Source organism: Candidatus Pelagibacter ubique HIMB140, assembly GCF_025558165.1.
GTDB classification, from domain to species: domain Bacteria; phylum Pseudomonadota; class Alphaproteobacteria; order Pelagibacterales; family Pelagibacteraceae; genus Pelagibacter; species Pelagibacter ubique_T.
Genome location: NZ_LAMZ01000001.1, coordinates 62389 through 78401, shown reverse-complemented (window position 1 = coordinate 78401; position 16013 = coordinate 62389). Strand labels below are relative to the sequence as shown.

Here is a 16013-nt window from a genome sequence, read left to right as displayed (position 1 = left end):
TAATTTATTTAAGTTCTACTTTTGCGCCAGCAGCTTCTAATTTAGCTTTGATCTCTTCAGCATCTTTTTTGTTAACACCTGATTTAACTTCTTTTGGTGCTCCCTCAACAAGATCTTTTGCTTCTTTTAAACCTAATGAAGTAGCTGCTCTTACTTCTTTTATAACATTAATTTTTTTATCACCTGCAGAAACTAGCATGATTGTGAAATCATCTTTTTCTTCAGCTGGAGCTGCACCACCTGCTGCTGCTGGAGCTGCTGCTGCCATTGGAGTTACACCCCACTTTTCTTCTAACTGTTTTGAAAGTTCAGCTGCCTCAGCAACAGTCAAACTTGATAAGTCTTCTATAATTTTATTTAGGTCAGGCATATTTTTCTACTCTTTGGGTTGTGTTTCAGAATTTTCTGCGGACAAACTACTCATTTTTTCCGAATGTGCAAGCAAAATACTAATTAATTTTGAAGCTGGAGCGTTTAAAATACCTACAATATTGGCTCTTGCTTCATCGAGTGTAGGTAAACTAGCAACATTTTGGACACCAGCTTGATCCAAAACCTCATCATCCATTATTCCACCAATTAATTTAAGATTCTCATTATCTTTAGCAAATTTAGACAATATTCTTGCAGACATTATTGCATCTTCAGCAAAAGCAACGGCTGTTGGACCTGTGAAAAGATTAGATAAATCTTTACACTTAGTCTTTTCCAACGCTAATTTTGTAATTCTGTTTTTAGTGATCTTAAAGACAATTCCATGCTCTCTCATTTTTGCTCTTAAATCATCTAATTGAGTCATTGTTAAGCCTTGATAATGTGTAACCATCACAGCTTTACTACTCTCAAATTTAGAAGTCATTTCTTCAATATAATTTTTCTTTTGTTCTTTGTTCATCATAACTATATCGATTTTCCTAATTTAACTTTGTATGAAACACCCATAGTAGAAGTTGCAAAAACACTTTTTATTAAATCACCTTTGAGTGTGTTGTTGGATTTTTCTTTTTCTAATGCATCTATTATTGCATTATAATTTTTTAATAACTGATCATCACTGAATGATTTTTTTCCAATACTTACTCCAATATTTCCATCTTTATCATTTCTAATTTCAACTTGTCCTGATTTTGCATCAGTTACTGCCTGTTTAATATTTTCAGATACTGAACCAAGTTTGGGATTTGGCATTAATCCTTTTGGACCTAAAACTTTTCCTAATTTCGAAAGTTTGATCATCATTCCTGGTGTGCAAATCAATTTTTCAAAATTTAAATCTCCACCTTTGATTTGTTCAACAAACTCATCTCCACCAACAATATCAGCACCCGCATCTTTTGCTTCTTGTGCTTTATTATCTTCACAAACAACAGCAACTTTTACTTTTTTACCTGTTCCTCCTGGAAGATTTACTACAGTTCTAATGTTGACTTCACTTTTCTTTTGTTTGTTATTTATTTGAAAACTTAAATCTAAAGACTCATCAAATTTTGTTGTGCAGTTTTTTTTAAGCTCGGGTAATAATTTTTCAATAGACTCTGCATTTAAGTCTTTAGTTTTTTCTGGCAATTTTTTATATCTTTTTGAAGCCATTATTCTTTAACCTCTATACCCATTGATCTAGCTGAACCTGCAATAATTTTTACTGCCTCATTTATATCGTGAGCATTTAAATCATTCATTTTTTCTTTGGCAATATCTTCTAATTGTTTTTTAGAAATTGAAGCTACAATGTTTCTTCCTGGTTCTTTTGATCCACCTTTTAATTTAACAGCTTCTTTAATATAAAAAGATGCTGGTGGTGATTTAATTTTAAAATCAAATTTTTTATCTTTATAAACAGTAATTTCAACTGGAACAGGTTTGCCAGCCATAGATTTTGTTTTGTCATTAAATGCTTTACAAAATTCCATTATATTAACGCCACGTTGACCTAAAGCAGGACCAACAGGAGGAGCAGGATTGGCTTGTCCCCCTTTAATTTGTAACTTTATAAATCCACTTATTTCTTTTGCCATTAACTTACTTTCTCAACTTGGTTATATTCTAAATCTACCGGTGTTGGACGACCAAATATAGAAACTGACACCTTAAGTCTAGCTTTTTCTTCATCAATTTCTTCAATCATTCCATTAAATGATGCAAATGGACCATCAACAACCTGAACTTTTTCACCAACGCTGTAATCTATACCAGATTTTGGCTGAGCCACACCATCTTTAATTTGACCTAAAATCTTCTCAACTTCTTTATCTGAAACAGGTACTGGGATTCCTTTTGATCCAAGGAAACCACTAACTCTCTTTATTCCTTTGATCATATGATAAATATTGTTATCCATTTCACTCTTAATTAGTACGTATCCAGGAAAATATTTCTTTTTTCTTTGTATTCTCTTACCTCTTTTAACTTCTGTGACATCGTGAGTTGGAACTATAATTTCCTCAAATTTCTCACTTATTTTAGCCTTATCCGCTTCTTCTTTAATTAATGAAGCAACTTTATTCTCAAAACTGGAGTGTGATTGAACAATGTACCAATTTTTCATTAAATACTCACCTTTAACAATAATTCTAAGAAGAATTTAAGAACCTGATCTAATAAAAGGAAGAATAAAGACATTACAACCGCCATAACAAATACCATTAAAGCACCTTGTAAAGTTTCTTTCCAAGTAGGCCAAGTAACTTTGAAAGCCTCTTGTTTTACTTCCTGAATAAATTTAATCGGGTTCTTCATAATTCTTTAGCTCAAATTGGCAGGAGCGGAGGGACTCGAACCCTCAGCCTCCGGTTTTGGAGACCGGCGCTCTACCAATTGAGCTACACTCCTATTTATAGAGTTACTCTATAATTTTAGTTACTACTCCTGCTCCAACAGTTCTACCACCTTCTCTAATAGCAAAGTTTAATTTTTCTGCCATTGCAATAGGTGTAATCAGTTTAACAGTGAATTTAGCATCATCACCTGGCATAACCATTTCAGTACCTGCTGGTAATTCTACTTCTCCTGTAACGTCTGTTGTTCTAAAATAAAACTGCGGTCTATATTTTGTAAAGAAAGGAGTGTGTCTTCCACCCTCGTCTTTTTTAAGAATATAGGCTTGAGCTTCAAATTTAGTATGAGGAGTTATTGATCCAGGCTTACAAAGAACTTGACCTCTTTCAATGTCAGTTCTTTCAATACCTCTCAACAAAATTCCTACGTTATCACCAGCTTCACCAGAGTCTAAAAGTTTTCTAAACATTTCTACTCCAGTACAAACTGATTTTTTTGTTTCTTTAATTCCAACGATTTCAACTTCCTCACCAGTTTTAATTACACCAGATTCAACTCTTCCAGTTGCAACTGTTCCTCTTCCTGAAATTGAAAATACGTCCTCAACTGGCATCAAGAATGGTTTGTCAACTTCTCTAGCTGGTTGCGGGATATGTTCATCAACAGCTTTCATTAATTCTAAAATTGAATTTTTTCCAATTTCATCATCTCTTTTTTCAACTGCTGCTAAAGCCGAACCTTTAACGATTGGAGTTGTATCTCCAGGATATTTGTATGAAGTTAAAAGTTCTCTAATTTCTTCTTCTACAAGTTCAATCATATCTTTATCATCAACTTGGTCTACTTTATTTAAGTAAACAACAATTGCTGGAATACCAACTTGTCTTCCTAAAAGAATATGTTCTCTTGTTTGTGGCATAGGACCATCAGCTGCATTAACAACTAATATTGCTCCATCCATTTGTGCTGCACCAGTAATCATATTTTTTACATAGTCAGCGTGACCAGGACAGTCTACGTGAGCATAGTGTCTTTTTTCAGTTTCATATTCAACGTGTGCTGTTGAAATTGTAATTCCTCTTTCTTTTTCCTCTGGAGCTTTATCGATTTGATCGTATGCTACAGCTGTTCCACCACCAGCTTCTGCTAATACATTTGTTATAGCTGCAGTAAGAGTTGTTTTACCATGGTCGACATGACCAATAGTCCCAATGTTACAGTGGGGTTTACTTCGTACGAATTTTTCTTTTGACATTTCTTTTTAACCTCAGTTTTTTTTTTTTTGTTTCTTACTTTAATTTCTTGGAGCGGGTAAAGGGAATCGAACCCTTACATCCAGCTTGGAAGGCTAGCGTTCTACCATTGAACTACACCCGCACAACCCCAAGAGTAACACTCCATTGTTATTTAAAATTATATTAAATGGTGGAGGGGGAAAGATTCGAACTTTCGAAGACCGAAGTCAACGGGTTTACAGCCCGCCCCATTTGACCGCTCTGGAACCCCTCCTTTGGGGAAGTGTCCCCTTGTTCAATATAGCTTCAAATAACATGCGTTTTATATATTTTATTTATCCAAATGCAACACGTGATTTATTAAGAAAAACTATTAAAAAACGTGTAAAACACAACATAATTTTATGAATAAATCATCTTTTTTTATTGTTGGTCAACATGCGGTAATGGAAGCATTACGTAATCCAAATAGGAAAGTTTTAAGAGTGTTTTTAACAGAGGATGCTAAAAAAAATATTCATAGAAAAAATCCAAATAAAAATCTTCTTGAAGAGGTAAAAGTCTATTTCAAATCAAAAAAAGAGTTAGACAAATACTCATCAAAAGAACAATTAATGCATAATGGATATGTTGCTGAGATTGAACATTTAGATCAACCAGAATTAAAAGAATTTATTAAAGAAAAAAATAATTTAACCTTTGTATGTTTGGATGAAGTTACTGATGCAAGAAATATAGGTTCACTCATTAGAAGTGCAGCATCATTTAAAATTGATGGTATAATAATTAAAGAGAGACATTTTCCAAAGGATAGTAAATTAATGTATAAATCAGCGAGCGGATGTATGGAGCATGTAAATATTTTTGAAGTTTCAAATATTAATTCTACCTTAAAAAATTTAAGAGAAAAAAATTTTTGGGTTTATGGTTTTGATTCAAAGGGCCAAAAAGATTTTACTGATGTCAAATGGGAGGGAAATAATATTTTACTTTTTGGATCAGAAGGATTTGGAATGAGGCAACATACTGGAAAATATGCAGATTTTTTTGTCAAAATTGACATCAATGAAGAAATAGAAAGTTTGAATATATCAAATAGTGCAGCAATAGTATTTCATCATTTAAGTTATTTAAAAAAAAAGAGTTGATTATTTAACAAATAATTAATAGTTATTGCGCATGCCCTTGTAGCTCAGTTGGTAGAGCAATTGATTTGTAATCAATAGGTCCGCGGTTCGAATCCGTGCGGGGGCACCACTTCTTTCTTTACCAAGCAGTTAACTTCAATCACTTGTCAAAATTCTCGATACGAAAATAGCAACCGAAGAATGACATTAATTTAAATACAAAAAATCCTGCAAATAAAACTAAAGCAACTATTATAATTGGAATAAATTTATTCATTAAATCTAACTTGTTTCTTTTCTTATTTGTTCAATTTTAATTTTTTTTTGTAAACTTCTATTTTTATCATAGAGAAGATTAAACTTAATTTTATTATTTATTTTAACAGTAATAGATTTTGCATTTCTTACTTCTAAATTATCTGCAACTGCACTAATGGGTCTCTTAGATGGATTGAGATTTGTGATAACAATTTTAGATTTATCATTAACTATTTTACCCTTCCACCTTCTTGGTCTAAATGCGCTAATTGGAGATATGGATAATTTTTTTGAATGAAGACTTAATATAGGTCCATGAACAGATAAGTTGTAAGCAGTGCTTCCAGCAGGTGTAGACACCAAAACTCCATCAGAAACTAATTTTTTTATAATCTGTCTAGAACCTTGTTTAATTGATAATGACGCTGCTTGTCTGCTCTGTCTTAATACAGAAACTTCATTAATAGCTATAGATTTTTTAATTTGATTGTTTTTATTTCTTACAATCATCTCTAAAGGAGAAATTGAAACCATATTTGCCTTGGAAAGGTTTTTTATAATATCTTTTGAAGAGAATTTATTCATTAGAAATCCGTAGTTTCCAGAGTTAATCCCATAAAAAAATTTATTTGAATTTTTGTTTCTTTTAAGAGTTTGGAGCATAAAACCATCTCCTCCGATAACAATAGTTAAATTTTTTTTTTGAAAATTATTAGAAATAATTTTTTTTAATAAAACATTTTTTATATTTAAGGACTTCTTATTTTTATCAGAAATAATTTGTGGTTTGTTCATTTAATGGTGCCCTCGGCCAGACTCGAACTGGCACTCCGCAAGCGGCAAGGATTTTAAGTCCTTTGTGTCTACCAATTTCACCACGAGGGCATTAATGAATTTCACTGTTATATCCACAATTATTTATAACTCAACTATATTAAATTGTATTGGTAATCTCTAGCTTCTATTACCTCTTTTGGCAAATTAAGCTCAACATCACCAATTTTTATTATTTCATCTTTGTTGATATTTTTTTTCAATATTGCATTATCTGTTAAACCAAGTGGTAGGGTCATTTCATTTTTCGAATTTTGAGATGTAATTAATTTACCTCTTGCACAAAACCCTCCCTCTCCGTCAAGCTTTTCGCCAACTTTTAAATTTTTTTTTGCAACACTTGCAACATCTGCATTATATTTCTTCGTATAACCTGTTGCTCTATTATCAAGCGCTATAGAATATATGGACTGAGCAAGTTCTAAACCAATATAATGATAAGGTCTCCATATTGCCGAATAGTTTCCAGAAGAATCTGTAACCATACCATAATCTTTAAAACAATTTTTTACATATTCATTTTGAGCTTTAATAACAACGTATACGCCCCATCTCAAGTCATTAGGAATATCTTTTTTATTTAAATCAATACTTGAAATAACTTCAACTTGACCTTCAAAATCAATTAATCCACCATCTTTTTTTGGTATTAATTTTTTTGCTATATCGTAAACCCCAACTGGAGGAAAAGTTAATCCGTTAGAAGGACATTTAAGATTTGCAGCATTGCTTACTGCGCACATTTCAATTGCAGATTTGTCACCACATAAAAAACTATTGAACATTTTTGGATTCATTCCTGACTCATTCTCTGCTCTTTCTTTAGTTAAGCCATAATGACCCCAAACTGTATCAGGTGTAGAATATTCAAAACTTGGATGGTATTTTGTTCCTTTTCCAGCACAAATTACTTCAAAACCATTAAGTCTAGCCCATTCAATTTGCTCTAGAACTAAAGAAGGTTGGTCACCATAAGCCATCGAACAAATAACTCCATTTTCTTTAGCTAAATCTGATAAATATTTTCCACATGTAATATCTGCTTCTACATTAACTAAAATCAAATGTTTTTTTTCTTTTAAAATCCTTGTTGAATGGACGGTACCCACAATAGGGTTTCCTGTTGCTTCAATAAAGATTTCAATATTTCTATCAATAATTTGATCAAGAGAAGTTGAAAAATTAATTTTAGATACCTCTTCTTTACTTACTCCACTTTTTAAACAATTTTTTTTTGCTTGATCAATATTGAGGTCAACTATGCTATCAATTTTAATTTTATTTAAGTTGGAATATTGAGATAAAAACATACTTACAAATTTTCCACATCCAACAAAAGCTACTCTTATTGGATGTTTTCGATCCTCTAATTTTGTGTGTAAAAACATTTCAATTAAAATTGTAAAGCTTTTTTGAGAAATTTTTTATCTAACTTGCAATCTTTATATCCTCTTTTAACTATGTTTAGATATCTTTCTGTAGGAAACTTAAAAGGAGATTTTTTGACCATTGTATAAGTCATAACTTTTTTTCCATAATAATAAAAATAGTGTTTTTTATATAAAATTGGAAAATCTTCATAAACATCCAACTTTTTCTCATCACTTTTTGAAATTTCAAATAATCCACCTGGTACGATAGAATTTTTTTTTGGCTCAATGTCTGCTGCTCTGTATTTGCTTCTAAATGTTAATTTAAAATCTTTTAAATTTATTTTTTTTAAAAAAACACTATCTTTGCATCTTCGTTTCATTTGAAAATGATGAAGGTTGCTACCGTAAGCAAAATACAACATTAGCGCTCAACTACCTCAATTTTTTTTTCATATACAAATTTTAAAATCTGCGAATTACAATCATCAATTTTATTTTGATCTTCTGATCTAATAACTATCGATACACCAAGCTTACCAGCATGAAAAAATGGGTAACTGCCAATCTCTACGTCCAAATTATTATTTTGTACTTTTGTTAATGAACTTGCTATTTCACTTTCAACTGTTCTTAAACTTATAGTTAAACTTTTGATTGGTTCACCTCCAACTATATTATTTGTTAATCCACCTAACATGGATTTTAATATAGAAGGAACTCCTGGTAGTGAGTAAACATTCTCAACATTAAATCCTGGAGCACCACTTGTTGGATTTAAAATAAGATTTGCATTTTCAGGCATCCATGCCATTTTTTGTCTTCCCTCATTAAATTCTCCAGGTTGATAGTATTCTTCTAGAATTTTGAAAGCTTCCTTGTGAACTTCGTATTTTATCCCAAATGCTTTTGAAACTGATTGAGCTGTTATATCATCGTGAGTAGGTCCAATACCACCAGTTGTAAAAACATAATCATATTTTAATCTAAGTAAATTTAGTGTTTCAACTATAATATTTTCTACATCAGGAATTACTCTAACCTCCTCAACCTTTACCCCTATAGAATTTAACCAAGTTGCTAATGTTGAGGTATTAGTGTCTTGTGTTCTTCCAGATAAAATTTCATTACCAATAATTAAAATTGAAGCTTTAAATTTTGCTTTTTTATCCATATGAAATATATAATTTACTCATGGAATTTACCAAGTCTTTAGTAAAAGGCAAACTAATCAAACGTTACAAAAGGTTTTTTACCGACATAAAACTTGGTAAAGAAATTGTCACAGCTCATTGTCCTAACACAGGATCTATGAAAGGTTTATTAAATGAAGGTAATGAAGTTTATTTACTACCAAATAATGATCCTAAGCGAAAACTAAAGTTTGGACTTGAAATAATTAAATCAAGAAAAAATTTAGTAGGTGTTAACACTCATATGGCTAACAAGATAGTAAATCATGCTATCGAAAACAATTTAATCAAAGAATTAAAAAATAACGATAAAATAAAACCAGAGGTATTCTTTAATAGGGAAACTAGATTTGATTTTTTGCTAGAAAAAAAAAATAAAAAAAGCTTCGTAGAGGTCAAGAACGTTACTTTATTTAGAGATAAAGAAACTGCTGAGTTTCCAGATGCGATTACAACAAGAGGTTCTAAGCATTTATTAACTCTTATTGATGCCATAAATAAAGGTTATAAAGGTTATTTGATCTTTTTAGTTCAAATTCAAAATATGAAATATTTTAAAATAGCTAAAGATATAGACGAAGAATATTATGAGAATTATAAAAAAGCTAAAAAAGCTGGAGTAAATTTTCTAGCTTATAGATGTGATATAAGTTCAAAAAAAATTATTATAGATAAAAAACTTAAAATTTTAGATGAGTGATTATAAAGAAAAATTTGAAAAAATGAGAATTGCTGGTGATTTAGCAGCAAGGACACTTGATATGTTAACAGACAACATTAAGGAAGGTGTCTCAACAGACTATATAGATAAATTGGGATATGAATTTATAAGAGATAATGGAGGACACTCTGCTCCACTTTACTATAGAGGTTTTACAAAATCTTTATGTACTTCATTAAATCATGTTGTGTGCCATGGAATTCCCTCAGATAGAGTCTTAAGAGATGGTGATGCAGTAAATGTAGATGTTACTGCAATTGTAGATGAACATTATGGTGATACCAGTAGAATGTTTTGTATTGGAAAAACACCAATTAAATTAAACAATCTAATAGATGCTACTTACGAATCTATGATGAGAGCAATTAGAATTTTAAAACCAGGAATTAAATTAGGCGATATTGGTTACGAAATTCAGTCATTTGTTGAAGAAAAAGGATACTCTGTGGTTAGAGATTTTTGTGGTCATGGTATAAGTACAACATTTCATGAGCCACCAAACATTTTACATTATGGAAGTAAAAACTCAGGACCAGATTTAAAACCTGGCATGACTTTTACAATAGAGCCTATGATAAATTCAGGTAAATATGATGTTAAAATGTTAAATGATGGTTGGACTGCTGTCACAAAAGATAAATCTTTATCTGCTCAATTTGAACATACGTTAGGAATTACTGAAAATGGTTATGAAATCTTTACAGAATCTGCTAAAGGTTATTCAAAGCCTCCATACTTATAATTAATGATTAAAAGATACTCTCGAAAAGAATTAACTGATATTTGGTCAGAGGAAAATAAATATAAAATTTGGCTAGATGTAGAAGTTGCAGCTGCTGAGGCTATGGAAAAACTTGGTCAAATACCAAAAGGAGTAGCTTCAATTGTTAGAAAAAAAGCAGTTATCAATGTAAATAGAATACATAAAATTGAATCTGAAGTTAAGCATGATGTTATAGCATTTCTTACCTCTGTTACAGAAAAAGCAGGAATTAAAGCAAGATATTTACATCAAGGTATGACTTCATCAGATGTACTTGATACCAGTTTTAATATTCAATTAGTTCAATCCGGAAAAATAATTCTTAAAGATATCGATCAAATTTTAAAAGTACTTAAGAAGCAGGCAAAAAAATATAAAATGACTCCATGTATGGGAAGAAGTCATGGAATTCATGCTGAACCAGTTACTTTTGGATTAAAATTAGCATCTTTTTATGAGGAATTTAAGAGAAACAGAAAAAGACTTAAAGATGCAATAGATGAGGTATCAACTTGTGCTATATCAGGAGCTGTTGGAACTTTTGCAAATATAAGCCCTAATGTAGAAAAACATGTTGCAAAAAAATTAGGTTTAAAAGTTGAACCCATTTCAACACAAGTAATTCCAAGAGATCGACATGCATTTTATTTTTCAGTTTTAGGTATTATTGCAGGTTCAATTGAGAGAGTTGCAATTGAGATAAGGCATTTACAAAGAACAGAAGTTTATGAATTACAAGAGTACTTTTCAAAAAAACAAAAAGGATCATCTGCAATGCCTCACAAGAAAAATCCAATTTTAAGTGAAAACTTAACTGGTTTGGCAAGAATGGTTAGAAGTGCTGTGATACCTGCTTTAGAAAATATAGCGCTGTGGCATGAAAGAGACATTTCACACTCAAGTGTTGAAAGAAACATTGGTCCTGATGCAAATATTACAACAGACTTTGCATTAGTTAGATTAACAAATATTTTAGACAACATGATTGTTTACCCTAAAAAAATGTTAGAAAACTTGAATATAACAAAAGGGCTAATTTTCTCTCAAGAAGTAATGCTAGAATTAACTAAATCTGGTTTAAGTAGAGAAAAATCTTACAAAATGGTTCAATCGTATGCAAAAAAATGTTTTGCAGAAAACCTAAATTTATTTGATGTGATATCTAATGATAAGTTTATTATGAGCAAAATTACAACTAAAAGGCTTAAATCAATATTTAGTTACGCAAAACACTTTAAAAATGTGAATTTGATCTTTAGAAGAGTTTTTAAATAATGAAAAAAGGAAAAAAACTATACGAAGGTAAAGCAAAGATTATTTATGCAACAAATGATAAAAATATAGTTATTCAATATTTTAAAGACGATGCGACAGCATTCAATAATCAAAAAAAAACTACAATTGAAGGAAAAGGTGTTTTAAATAATAGAATATCTGAACATATTCTTTCAAACTTATCCCAAATAGGAATTAAAAATCATTTAGTAAAAAGATTAAATATGCGTGAACAAATAATAAAACTAGTTGAGATAATTCCAATTGAATTTATTGTTAGAAATGTTGCAACAGGATCTATCACTAAAAGACTAGGTATTGAAGATGGAACTGTTTTAAAAGAACCATTAATTGAATACTGCTTAAAAGATGACAAATTAGGTGACCCTCTAATTGCAGAAGAGCACATAATTGCCTTTGATTGGGCTACTAAAAATGAAATTGATAAAGTTAAAAAAATGATCTTGAGAATTAATGACTTTATGATTGGTATGTTTAGAGGTGTTGGAATTAAGTTGATTGATTTTAAACTAGAATTTGGAAGATTAAAATCTAATGGCAAGCAAGAAGTAATACTGGCAGATGAAATTAGCCCAGATACATGCAGACTTTGGGACAGTATTACTGATAAAAAACTCGATAAAGACAGATTTAGAAAAGATTTAGGTGATTTAATTCCAGCCTACACAGAAGTTGCTAAAAGATTAGGTATTTTGCATGAACAATCAAATGTAAGTGCCGTGAATGTAACAAAATTATCATCTGTTAAGAGAAAAAAGAAATGAAAATATCAGTAGTAATCACTCTAAAAAAAGATGTACTAGATCCACAAGGTAAAGTTATTCATCAAACTTTAGATGGTATGGGCTTTGATGACGTTAATGAAGTTAGACAAGGTAAATATTTTGAAATTGATACAAAAGAAAATGATCCAAAAAAAGCTAAAGATAAAGTTGAAGAAATGTGTAAAAAACTTTTAGCCAATCTTGTAATTGAAAACTATAAAATTATTGATCTAAAGTAATTAATGAAATCATCTGTCATTACTTTTCCTGGATCCAATTGTGATAGAGATATGGATGTTGCTCTAAAAAAATTTGGATTTAAGAATAAAATGGTTTGGCATGATGATGCTGACCTTCCAAAAAGTGATTTAATTGTATTACCAGGAGGATTTTCATATGGTGACTATTTAAGATGTGGGAGTATGGCATCTAAGTCTAAAATTATGAAGTCAGTAATTAATTTTGCCAACTCTGGTGGTATGGTAATGGGAATTTGTAATGGATTTCAAATATTAGTTGAAACTGGACTAGTTCCTGGCGTGTTATTAAGAAATAAATATTTAGAATTTATTTGCAAAAATGTATTCGTAAAAATTAATAATAAAACAAATAATTATTTTAATAATATTAAAAATGATGTTTTGGAATTTCATATTGCTCACAATGAAGGAAATTATTTTTGTACCAAAGATCAATTAAAAGAAATTGAAGATAATGAACAAGTTGCAATAAATTATTGCGATGAAAATGGAAAAATAGAAGAACAATTCAATCCAAACGGTTCAATTAAAAATATTGCTGGTGTTTTTAATAAAGAAAAAAATGTTTTAGGTATGATGCCTCATCCTGAAAGAATGATTGATAGTTGTTTATCAGGAGAAGATGGTTCAATTTTTTTTAATAATTTAATTAATAATTTAAAATGATAGTAGACGAACAAGTAGCAATTGATCATGGTTTAAAAAAAGATGAATATACTAAAATTTGTGAATTATTAAAAAGAACACCAAATATTACTGAACTTGGTATTTTTTCTGCAATGTGGAATGAGCATTGCTCATATAAATCTTCAAGACTTCATTTAAAAAAACTTCCAACAAAAGGAAAAAAAGTTATTCAAGGTCCTGGAGAAAACGCTGGTGTTATTGATATTGAAGATAATGATGCCATTGTTTTTAAAATTGAAAGCCATAACCACCCATCTTTTATTGAGCCCTATCAAGGTGCAGCAACTGGTGTTGGTGGGATTATGAGAGATGTATTTACAATGGGTGCTAGACCTATTGCAAATTTAAACTCAATTCATTTTGGTTCCCCACAGCACAAAAAAACAAAAAATCTGCTAAGAGGTGTAGTTCATGGAATTGGAGGATATGGAAATTGTATGGGTGTTCCAACTGTTGCAGGACAAACAAGTTTTGATAGTTCATATAATGGAAATATCTTGGTTAATGCAATGACCCTGGGTTTGGTTAAAAAAGATAAGATTTTTTACTCAAAAGCAGCTGGTTTAAACAAGCCAGTTATATATGTTGGTTCAAAAACAGGTAGAGACGGAATTCATGGAGCCAGCATGGCTTCAGCAAGTTTTGATGATAAAATAGAGGAAAAGAAACCCACTGTTCAAGTTGGAGATCCATTTACTGAAAAACTTTTACTGGAAGCTTGTTTAGAATTAATGGCTGGAGACTCAATTATAGCCATACAAGATATGGGAGCTGCTGGATTAACATCATCAAGTATAGAAATGGCATCAAAAGGAAATCTTGGAATTGAAATAAATCTAAACAAAGTTCCTTGCAGAGAAACTAAGATGACACCTTATGAAATTATGCTCTCTGAAAGCCAAGAAAGAATGTTGATTGTTTTAGAAAATGGAAAAGAAAAACAAGCAAAAAAAATATTTGATAAATGGAATTTAGATTTTGCAGTAATTGGTAAAACTACCAATTCAAAAAAAATACAACTTTACTTTGACAATGAAAAGGTAGCAGACATTCCTGTAAATACATTGGTCGAAAATTCACCTATGTACGATCGTAAATGGAAAAAAGCAAAGCTACCAAAAAAGAATAAAATTAAAAAAGAAGATTTAAAAAATTTCAAAATTATAGATGTTCTGAAAAAAGTTTTAGCTAACCCAAATATTTGTAGCAAAGATTGGATTTGGCAGCAGTATGATCATACGGTTATGGGGGATACTATTCAAAAACCAGGTGGAGATGCTGGAGTTGTGAGAGTGCATGGAACAAATAAAGCTGTAGCTGCTTCAGTCGACAGTTCTGCTGTATATTGTTGGGCTCACCCTCTTACCGGTGGAAAACAAGTTGTTTGTGAAAGTTTTAGAAATTTAATTGCTGTTGGTGCAAAACCTATAGCTATTACTAATTGTTTAAATTTTGGAAGCCCTGAAAATGAAGAGAATATGGGTGAGTTTGTCGAATGTGTTCAAGGAATTGGTGAAGCAAGTGAATATTTAAAATTCCCAGTAGTTTCAGGAAATGTTTCTTTTTACAATCAAACTAAAGATGAAGGTATAAAGCCAACTCCTGCTATTGGAGGTGTGGGTTTGATAAAGGATTATAATAAAATGATCACTATGGATTTTAAAGAGATTGATAATGTGGTTTTAGTTATTGGAAAAACAGAGGGACATTTAGATCAAACTTTATTTGCAAGGAATATATTAGATGAAAAAAATGGTCCTCCTCCTGAAATAAATTTATTTAATGAAAAAAATAATGGAGAAACTTTATTGAAACTTATCGAAAGTAATCTAATCAAAAGTGCTCATGATGTTTCTTTGGGTGGAATTATTACAGCGGTAGCCAAAATGTGCATCAAAGGTAAAAAAGGAATAAATTTAAATAAACCAAAATATTTAATCAATGAATTGGGGTATTTCTTTGGTGAAGATCAAGGGCGTTACATTATTGAGGTTAGTAAAAAAGATTTAAAAAAAGTCACAGATATATTGAATAAAAATGCTGTTCATTTTGACGAACTTGGTACAATCAGTGAAAATGAACTATATTTTGATGATAAGACAAAAGTTACAATTGACGAATTAACAAGTTCAAATAAAAAGTGGCTTACAGATTATATGAGTAACTAATGGCAATGGATTTAAAAGAAATTGAGAGTTTAATTAAAGAAGCAATGCCTGATGCTGTTGTAGAGATTCAAGATTTAGCAGGTGATGGAAATCATTATTCAGCGACTGTGACTTCTTCTCAGTTTTCAGGAAAAAGTAAAATTGAACAACATAAAATGGTATATAATTCTCTAAAAGGACGTATGGGAAATGAATTACATGCCCTAGCAATTAAAACAAAGGAGCAATAATGGACGATAATACAAAAAATATAATTCAAAATCATATAGACAACAATGATGTTTGTTTGTTTATGAAAGGAACTCCAGATGCTCCACAGTGTGGTTTTTCAATGGCTGTTTCAAACATGTTAAAAATTCTTGAAGTAAATTTTAAAGGAGTAAATGTTTTAGAAGATCAAAACATCAGAGAAGGTATTAAAGTTTACAGTGATTGGCCAACAATTCCTCAATTGTATATTAAAAAAGAATTTGTTGGTGGATGTGATATCGTAAAAGAAATGTACGAAAACGGAGAACTTAAAAAAGTTCTTGAGGATAAGGGTATTAATTTTAAAAATTAA

Annotated in this window: 21 protein-coding genes and 5 tRNA genes; 11 read left to right on the top strand and 15 right to left on the bottom strand. The window is 30.7% G+C overall.

Annotation, left to right across the window (positions count from 1 at the left end; genetic code table 11):
- Positions 1-4: 4 nt before the first annotated feature.
- The 10 genes from rplL to VP90_RS00430 all read right to left on the bottom strand — a co-directional run bounded on the left by rplL (position 5) and on the right by VP90_RS00430 (position 4284).
- On the bottom strand, positions 5-370 hold the full coding sequence (rplL, locus tag VP90_RS00475; RefSeq protein ID WP_262589092.1) for a 50S ribosomal protein L7/L12: 366 nt from the start codon (positions 368-370) through the stop codon (positions 5-7).
- Between the two features lie 6 nt (positions 371-376).
- Positions 377-895, bottom strand: a complete 519-nt coding sequence (gene rplJ / locus VP90_RS00470) for a 50S ribosomal protein L10 (protein WP_262590524.1) — start codon at positions 893-895, stop codon at positions 377-379.
- 5 nt (positions 896-900) lie between these two features.
- Positions 901-1590: a 50S ribosomal protein L1 gene (gene rplA / locus VP90_RS00465; RefSeq protein ID WP_262589091.1), complete on the bottom strand. Its 690-nt coding sequence runs from the start codon at positions 1588-1590 to the stop codon at positions 901-903.
- Entirely contained in the window at positions 1590-2015 is a 426-nt protein-coding gene (gene rplK, locus VP90_RS00460) for a 50S ribosomal protein L11 (RefSeq protein ID WP_262589090.1), read from the bottom strand. Before rplK ends, rplA begins: the two co-directional genes overlap by 1 nt.
- Positions 2015-2545: a transcription termination/antitermination protein NusG gene (gene nusG / locus VP90_RS00455; protein ID WP_262589089.1), complete on the bottom strand. Its 531-nt coding sequence runs from the start codon at positions 2543-2545 to the stop codon at positions 2015-2017. The genes rplK and nusG overlap by 1 nt, the downstream gene beginning before the upstream one ends.
- Entirely contained in the window at positions 2545-2736 is a 192-nt protein-coding gene (gene secE / locus VP90_RS00450; RefSeq protein ID WP_262589088.1) for a preprotein translocase subunit SecE, read from the bottom strand. The genes nusG and secE overlap by 1 nt, the downstream gene beginning before the upstream one ends.
- 17 nt (positions 2737-2753) lie before the next feature.
- Positions 2754-2829, bottom strand: a tRNA-Trp gene (locus VP90_RS00445).
- 10 nt (positions 2830-2839) lie between these two features.
- The gene (gene tuf / locus VP90_RS00440; RefSeq protein WP_262589086.1) at positions 2840-4030 is read right to left on the bottom strand and encodes an elongation factor Tu; all 1191 of its coding nucleotides are present in this window, start codon (positions 4028-4030) and stop codon (positions 2840-2842) included.
- Positions 4031-4078: 48 nt separating this feature from the next.
- Positions 4079-4152: transfer RNA gene (locus VP90_RS00435), tRNA-Gly, on the bottom strand.
- Between the two features lie 46 nt (positions 4153-4198).
- Positions 4199-4284 (bottom strand) — tRNA-Tyr (locus VP90_RS00430).
- 130 nt (positions 4285-4414) lie between these two features.
- On the opposite strand from VP90_RS00430, the gene rlmB reads away from it, so the two are divergent.
- A complete protein-coding gene (rlmB, locus tag VP90_RS00425) occupies positions 4415-5158 on the top strand; it encodes a 23S rRNA (guanosine(2251)-2'-O)-methyltransferase RlmB (RefSeq protein WP_262589085.1) in 744 nt (247 codons plus the stop codon).
- Positions 5159-5191: 33 nt separating this feature from the next.
- Positions 5192-5267: transfer RNA gene (locus VP90_RS00420), tRNA-Thr, on the top strand.
- 152 nt (positions 5268-5419) lie between these two features.
- On the opposite strand, the gene VP90_RS00415 is transcribed toward VP90_RS00420, so the two are convergent.
- From VP90_RS00415 to VP90_RS00395, 5 genes are all read right to left on the bottom strand, one after another.
- A complete protein-coding gene (locus VP90_RS00415; RefSeq protein WP_262589083.1) occupies positions 5420-6190 on the bottom strand; it encodes an NAD kinase in 771 nt (256 codons plus the stop codon).
- 4 nt (positions 6191-6194) lie between these two features.
- Positions 6195-6280: transfer RNA gene (locus VP90_RS00410), tRNA-Leu, on the bottom strand.
- A 44-nt stretch (positions 6281-6324) separates the two neighbouring features.
- On the bottom strand, positions 6325-7617 hold the full coding sequence (locus tag VP90_RS00405; protein WP_262589082.1) for an NAD(P)H-dependent oxidoreductase: 1293 nt from the start codon (positions 7615-7617) through the stop codon (positions 6325-6327).
- Between the two features lie 5 nt (positions 7618-7622).
- Complete coding sequence (locus tag VP90_RS00400; RefSeq protein ID WP_262589081.1) at positions 7623-8024, bottom strand: gamma-glutamylcyclotransferase family protein; 402 nt, start codon at positions 8022-8024, stop codon at positions 7623-7625.
- The gene (locus VP90_RS00395) at positions 8024-8773 is read right to left on the bottom strand and encodes a competence/damage-inducible protein A (RefSeq protein ID WP_262589080.1); all 750 of its coding nucleotides are present in this window, start codon (positions 8771-8773) and stop codon (positions 8024-8026) included. Before VP90_RS00395 ends, VP90_RS00400 begins: the two co-directional genes overlap by 1 nt.
- 20 nt (positions 8774-8793) lie before the next feature.
- On the opposite strand from VP90_RS00395, the gene sfsA reads away from it, so the two are divergent.
- The 9 genes from sfsA to grxD are packed head-to-tail and all read left to right on the top strand — an operon-like array spanning position 8794 to position 16013.
- The gene (sfsA, locus tag VP90_RS00390) at positions 8794-9492 is read left to right on the top strand and encodes a DNA/RNA nuclease SfsA (RefSeq protein WP_262589079.1); all 699 of its coding nucleotides are present in this window, start codon (positions 8794-8796) and stop codon (positions 9490-9492) included.
- On the top strand, positions 9485-10255 hold the full coding sequence (map, locus tag VP90_RS00385; RefSeq protein WP_262589077.1) for a type I methionyl aminopeptidase: 771 nt from the start codon (positions 9485-9487) through the stop codon (positions 10253-10255). The genes sfsA and map overlap by 8 nt, the downstream gene beginning before the upstream one ends.
- A 3-nt stretch (positions 10256-10258) precedes the next feature.
- Positions 10259-11551: an adenylosuccinate lyase gene (purB, locus tag VP90_RS00380; protein WP_262589076.1), complete on the top strand. Its 1293-nt coding sequence runs from the start codon at positions 10259-10261 to the stop codon at positions 11549-11551.
- A complete protein-coding gene (purC, locus tag VP90_RS00375) occupies positions 11551-12336 on the top strand; it encodes a phosphoribosylaminoimidazolesuccinocarboxamide synthase (protein WP_262589075.1) in 786 nt (261 codons plus the stop codon). Before purB ends, purC begins: the two co-directional genes overlap by 1 nt.
- Positions 12333-12575 (top strand): phosphoribosylformylglycinamidine synthase subunit PurS, encoded by a 243-nt coding sequence (gene purS, locus VP90_RS00370; RefSeq protein WP_262589074.1) that lies wholly within the window; start codon positions 12333-12335, stop codon positions 12573-12575. The genes purC and purS overlap by 4 nt, the downstream gene beginning before the upstream one ends.
- Positions 12576-12578: 3 nt before the next feature.
- Positions 12579-13262 (top strand): phosphoribosylformylglycinamidine synthase I, encoded by a 684-nt coding sequence (purQ, locus tag VP90_RS00365; protein ID WP_262589073.1) that lies wholly within the window; start codon positions 12579-12581, stop codon positions 13260-13262.
- On the top strand, positions 13259-15451 hold the full coding sequence (purL, locus tag VP90_RS00360) for a phosphoribosylformylglycinamidine synthase subunit PurL (protein ID WP_262589072.1): 2193 nt from the start codon (positions 13259-13261) through the stop codon (positions 15449-15451). The genes purQ and purL overlap by 4 nt, the downstream gene beginning before the upstream one ends.
- Positions 15451-15681: a BolA/IbaG family iron-sulfur metabolism protein gene (locus VP90_RS00355; RefSeq protein WP_262589071.1), complete on the top strand. Its 231-nt coding sequence runs from the start codon at positions 15451-15453 to the stop codon at positions 15679-15681. The genes purL and VP90_RS00355 overlap by 1 nt, the downstream gene beginning before the upstream one ends.
- Positions 15681-16013 carry a Grx4 family monothiol glutaredoxin gene (gene grxD, locus VP90_RS00350; protein WP_262589070.1) on the top strand — a complete coding sequence of 111 codons (333 nt, stop codon included), beginning with the start codon at positions 15681-15683 and terminating at the stop codon, positions 16011-16013. Before VP90_RS00355 ends, grxD begins: the two co-directional genes overlap by 1 nt.

What these genes read in the sequence shown, in the direction of transcription:
- rplL (WP_262589092.1), bottom strand. Translation starts at nt 370, where the DNA reads ATGCCTGACCTAAATAAAATTATAGAAGACTTATCAAGTTTGACTGTT.
- rplJ (WP_262590524.1), bottom strand. Translation starts at nt 895, where the DNA reads ATGAACAAAGAACAAAAGAAAAATTATATTGAAGAAATGACTTCTAAA.
- rplA (WP_262589091.1), bottom strand. Translation starts at nt 1,590, where the DNA reads ATGGCTTCAAAAAGATATAAAAAATTGCCAGAAAAAACTAAAGACTTA.
- rplK (WP_262589090.1), bottom strand. Translation starts at nt 2,015, where the DNA reads ATGGCAAAAGAAATAAGTGGATTTATAAAGTTACAAATTAAAGGGGGA.
- nusG (WP_262589089.1), bottom strand. Translation starts at nt 2,545, where the DNA reads ATGAAAAATTGGTACATTGTTCAATCACACTCCAGTTTTGAGAATAAA.
- secE (WP_262589088.1), bottom strand. Translation starts at nt 2,736, where the DNA reads ATGAAGAACCCGATTAAATTTATTCAGGAAGTAAAACAAGAGGCTTTC.
- tuf (WP_262589086.1), bottom strand. Translation starts at nt 4,030, where the DNA reads ATGTCAAAAGAAAAATTCGTACGAAGTAAACCCCACTGTAACATTGGG.
- rlmB (WP_262589085.1), top strand. Translation starts at nt 4,415, where the DNA reads ATGAATAAATCATCTTTTTTTATTGTTGGTCAACATGCGGTAATGGAA.
- VP90_RS00415 (WP_262589083.1), bottom strand. Translation starts at nt 6,190, where the DNA reads ATGAACAAACCACAAATTATTTCTGATAAAAATAAGAAGTCCTTAAAT.
- VP90_RS00405 (WP_262589082.1), bottom strand. Translation starts at nt 7,617, where the DNA reads ATGTTTTTACACACAAAATTAGAGGATCGAAAACATCCAATAAGAGTA.
- VP90_RS00400 (WP_262589081.1), bottom strand. Translation starts at nt 8,024, where the DNA reads ATGTTGTATTTTGCTTACGGTAGCAACCTTCATCATTTTCAAATGAAA.
- VP90_RS00395 (WP_262589080.1), bottom strand. Translation starts at nt 8,773, where the DNA reads ATGGATAAAAAAGCAAAATTTAAAGCTTCAATTTTAATTATTGGTAAT.
- sfsA (WP_262589079.1), top strand. Translation starts at nt 8,794, where the DNA reads ATGGAATTTACCAAGTCTTTAGTAAAAGGCAAACTAATCAAACGTTAC.
- map (WP_262589077.1), top strand. Translation starts at nt 9,485, where the DNA reads ATGAGTGATTATAAAGAAAAATTTGAAAAAATGAGAATTGCTGGTGAT.
- purB (WP_262589076.1), top strand. Translation starts at nt 10,259, where the DNA reads ATGATTAAAAGATACTCTCGAAAAGAATTAACTGATATTTGGTCAGAG.
- purC (WP_262589075.1), top strand. Translation starts at nt 11,551, where the DNA reads ATGAAAAAAGGAAAAAAACTATACGAAGGTAAAGCAAAGATTATTTAT.
- purS (WP_262589074.1), top strand. Translation starts at nt 12,333, where the DNA reads ATGAAAATATCAGTAGTAATCACTCTAAAAAAAGATGTACTAGATCCA.
- purQ (WP_262589073.1), top strand. Translation starts at nt 12,579, where the DNA reads ATGAAATCATCTGTCATTACTTTTCCTGGATCCAATTGTGATAGAGAT.
- purL (WP_262589072.1), top strand. Translation starts at nt 13,259, where the DNA reads ATGATAGTAGACGAACAAGTAGCAATTGATCATGGTTTAAAAAAAGAT.
- VP90_RS00355 (WP_262589071.1), top strand. Translation starts at nt 15,451, where the DNA reads ATGGCAATGGATTTAAAAGAAATTGAGAGTTTAATTAAAGAAGCAATG.
- grxD (WP_262589070.1), top strand. Translation starts at nt 15,681, where the DNA reads ATGGACGATAATACAAAAAATATAATTCAAAATCATATAGACAACAAT.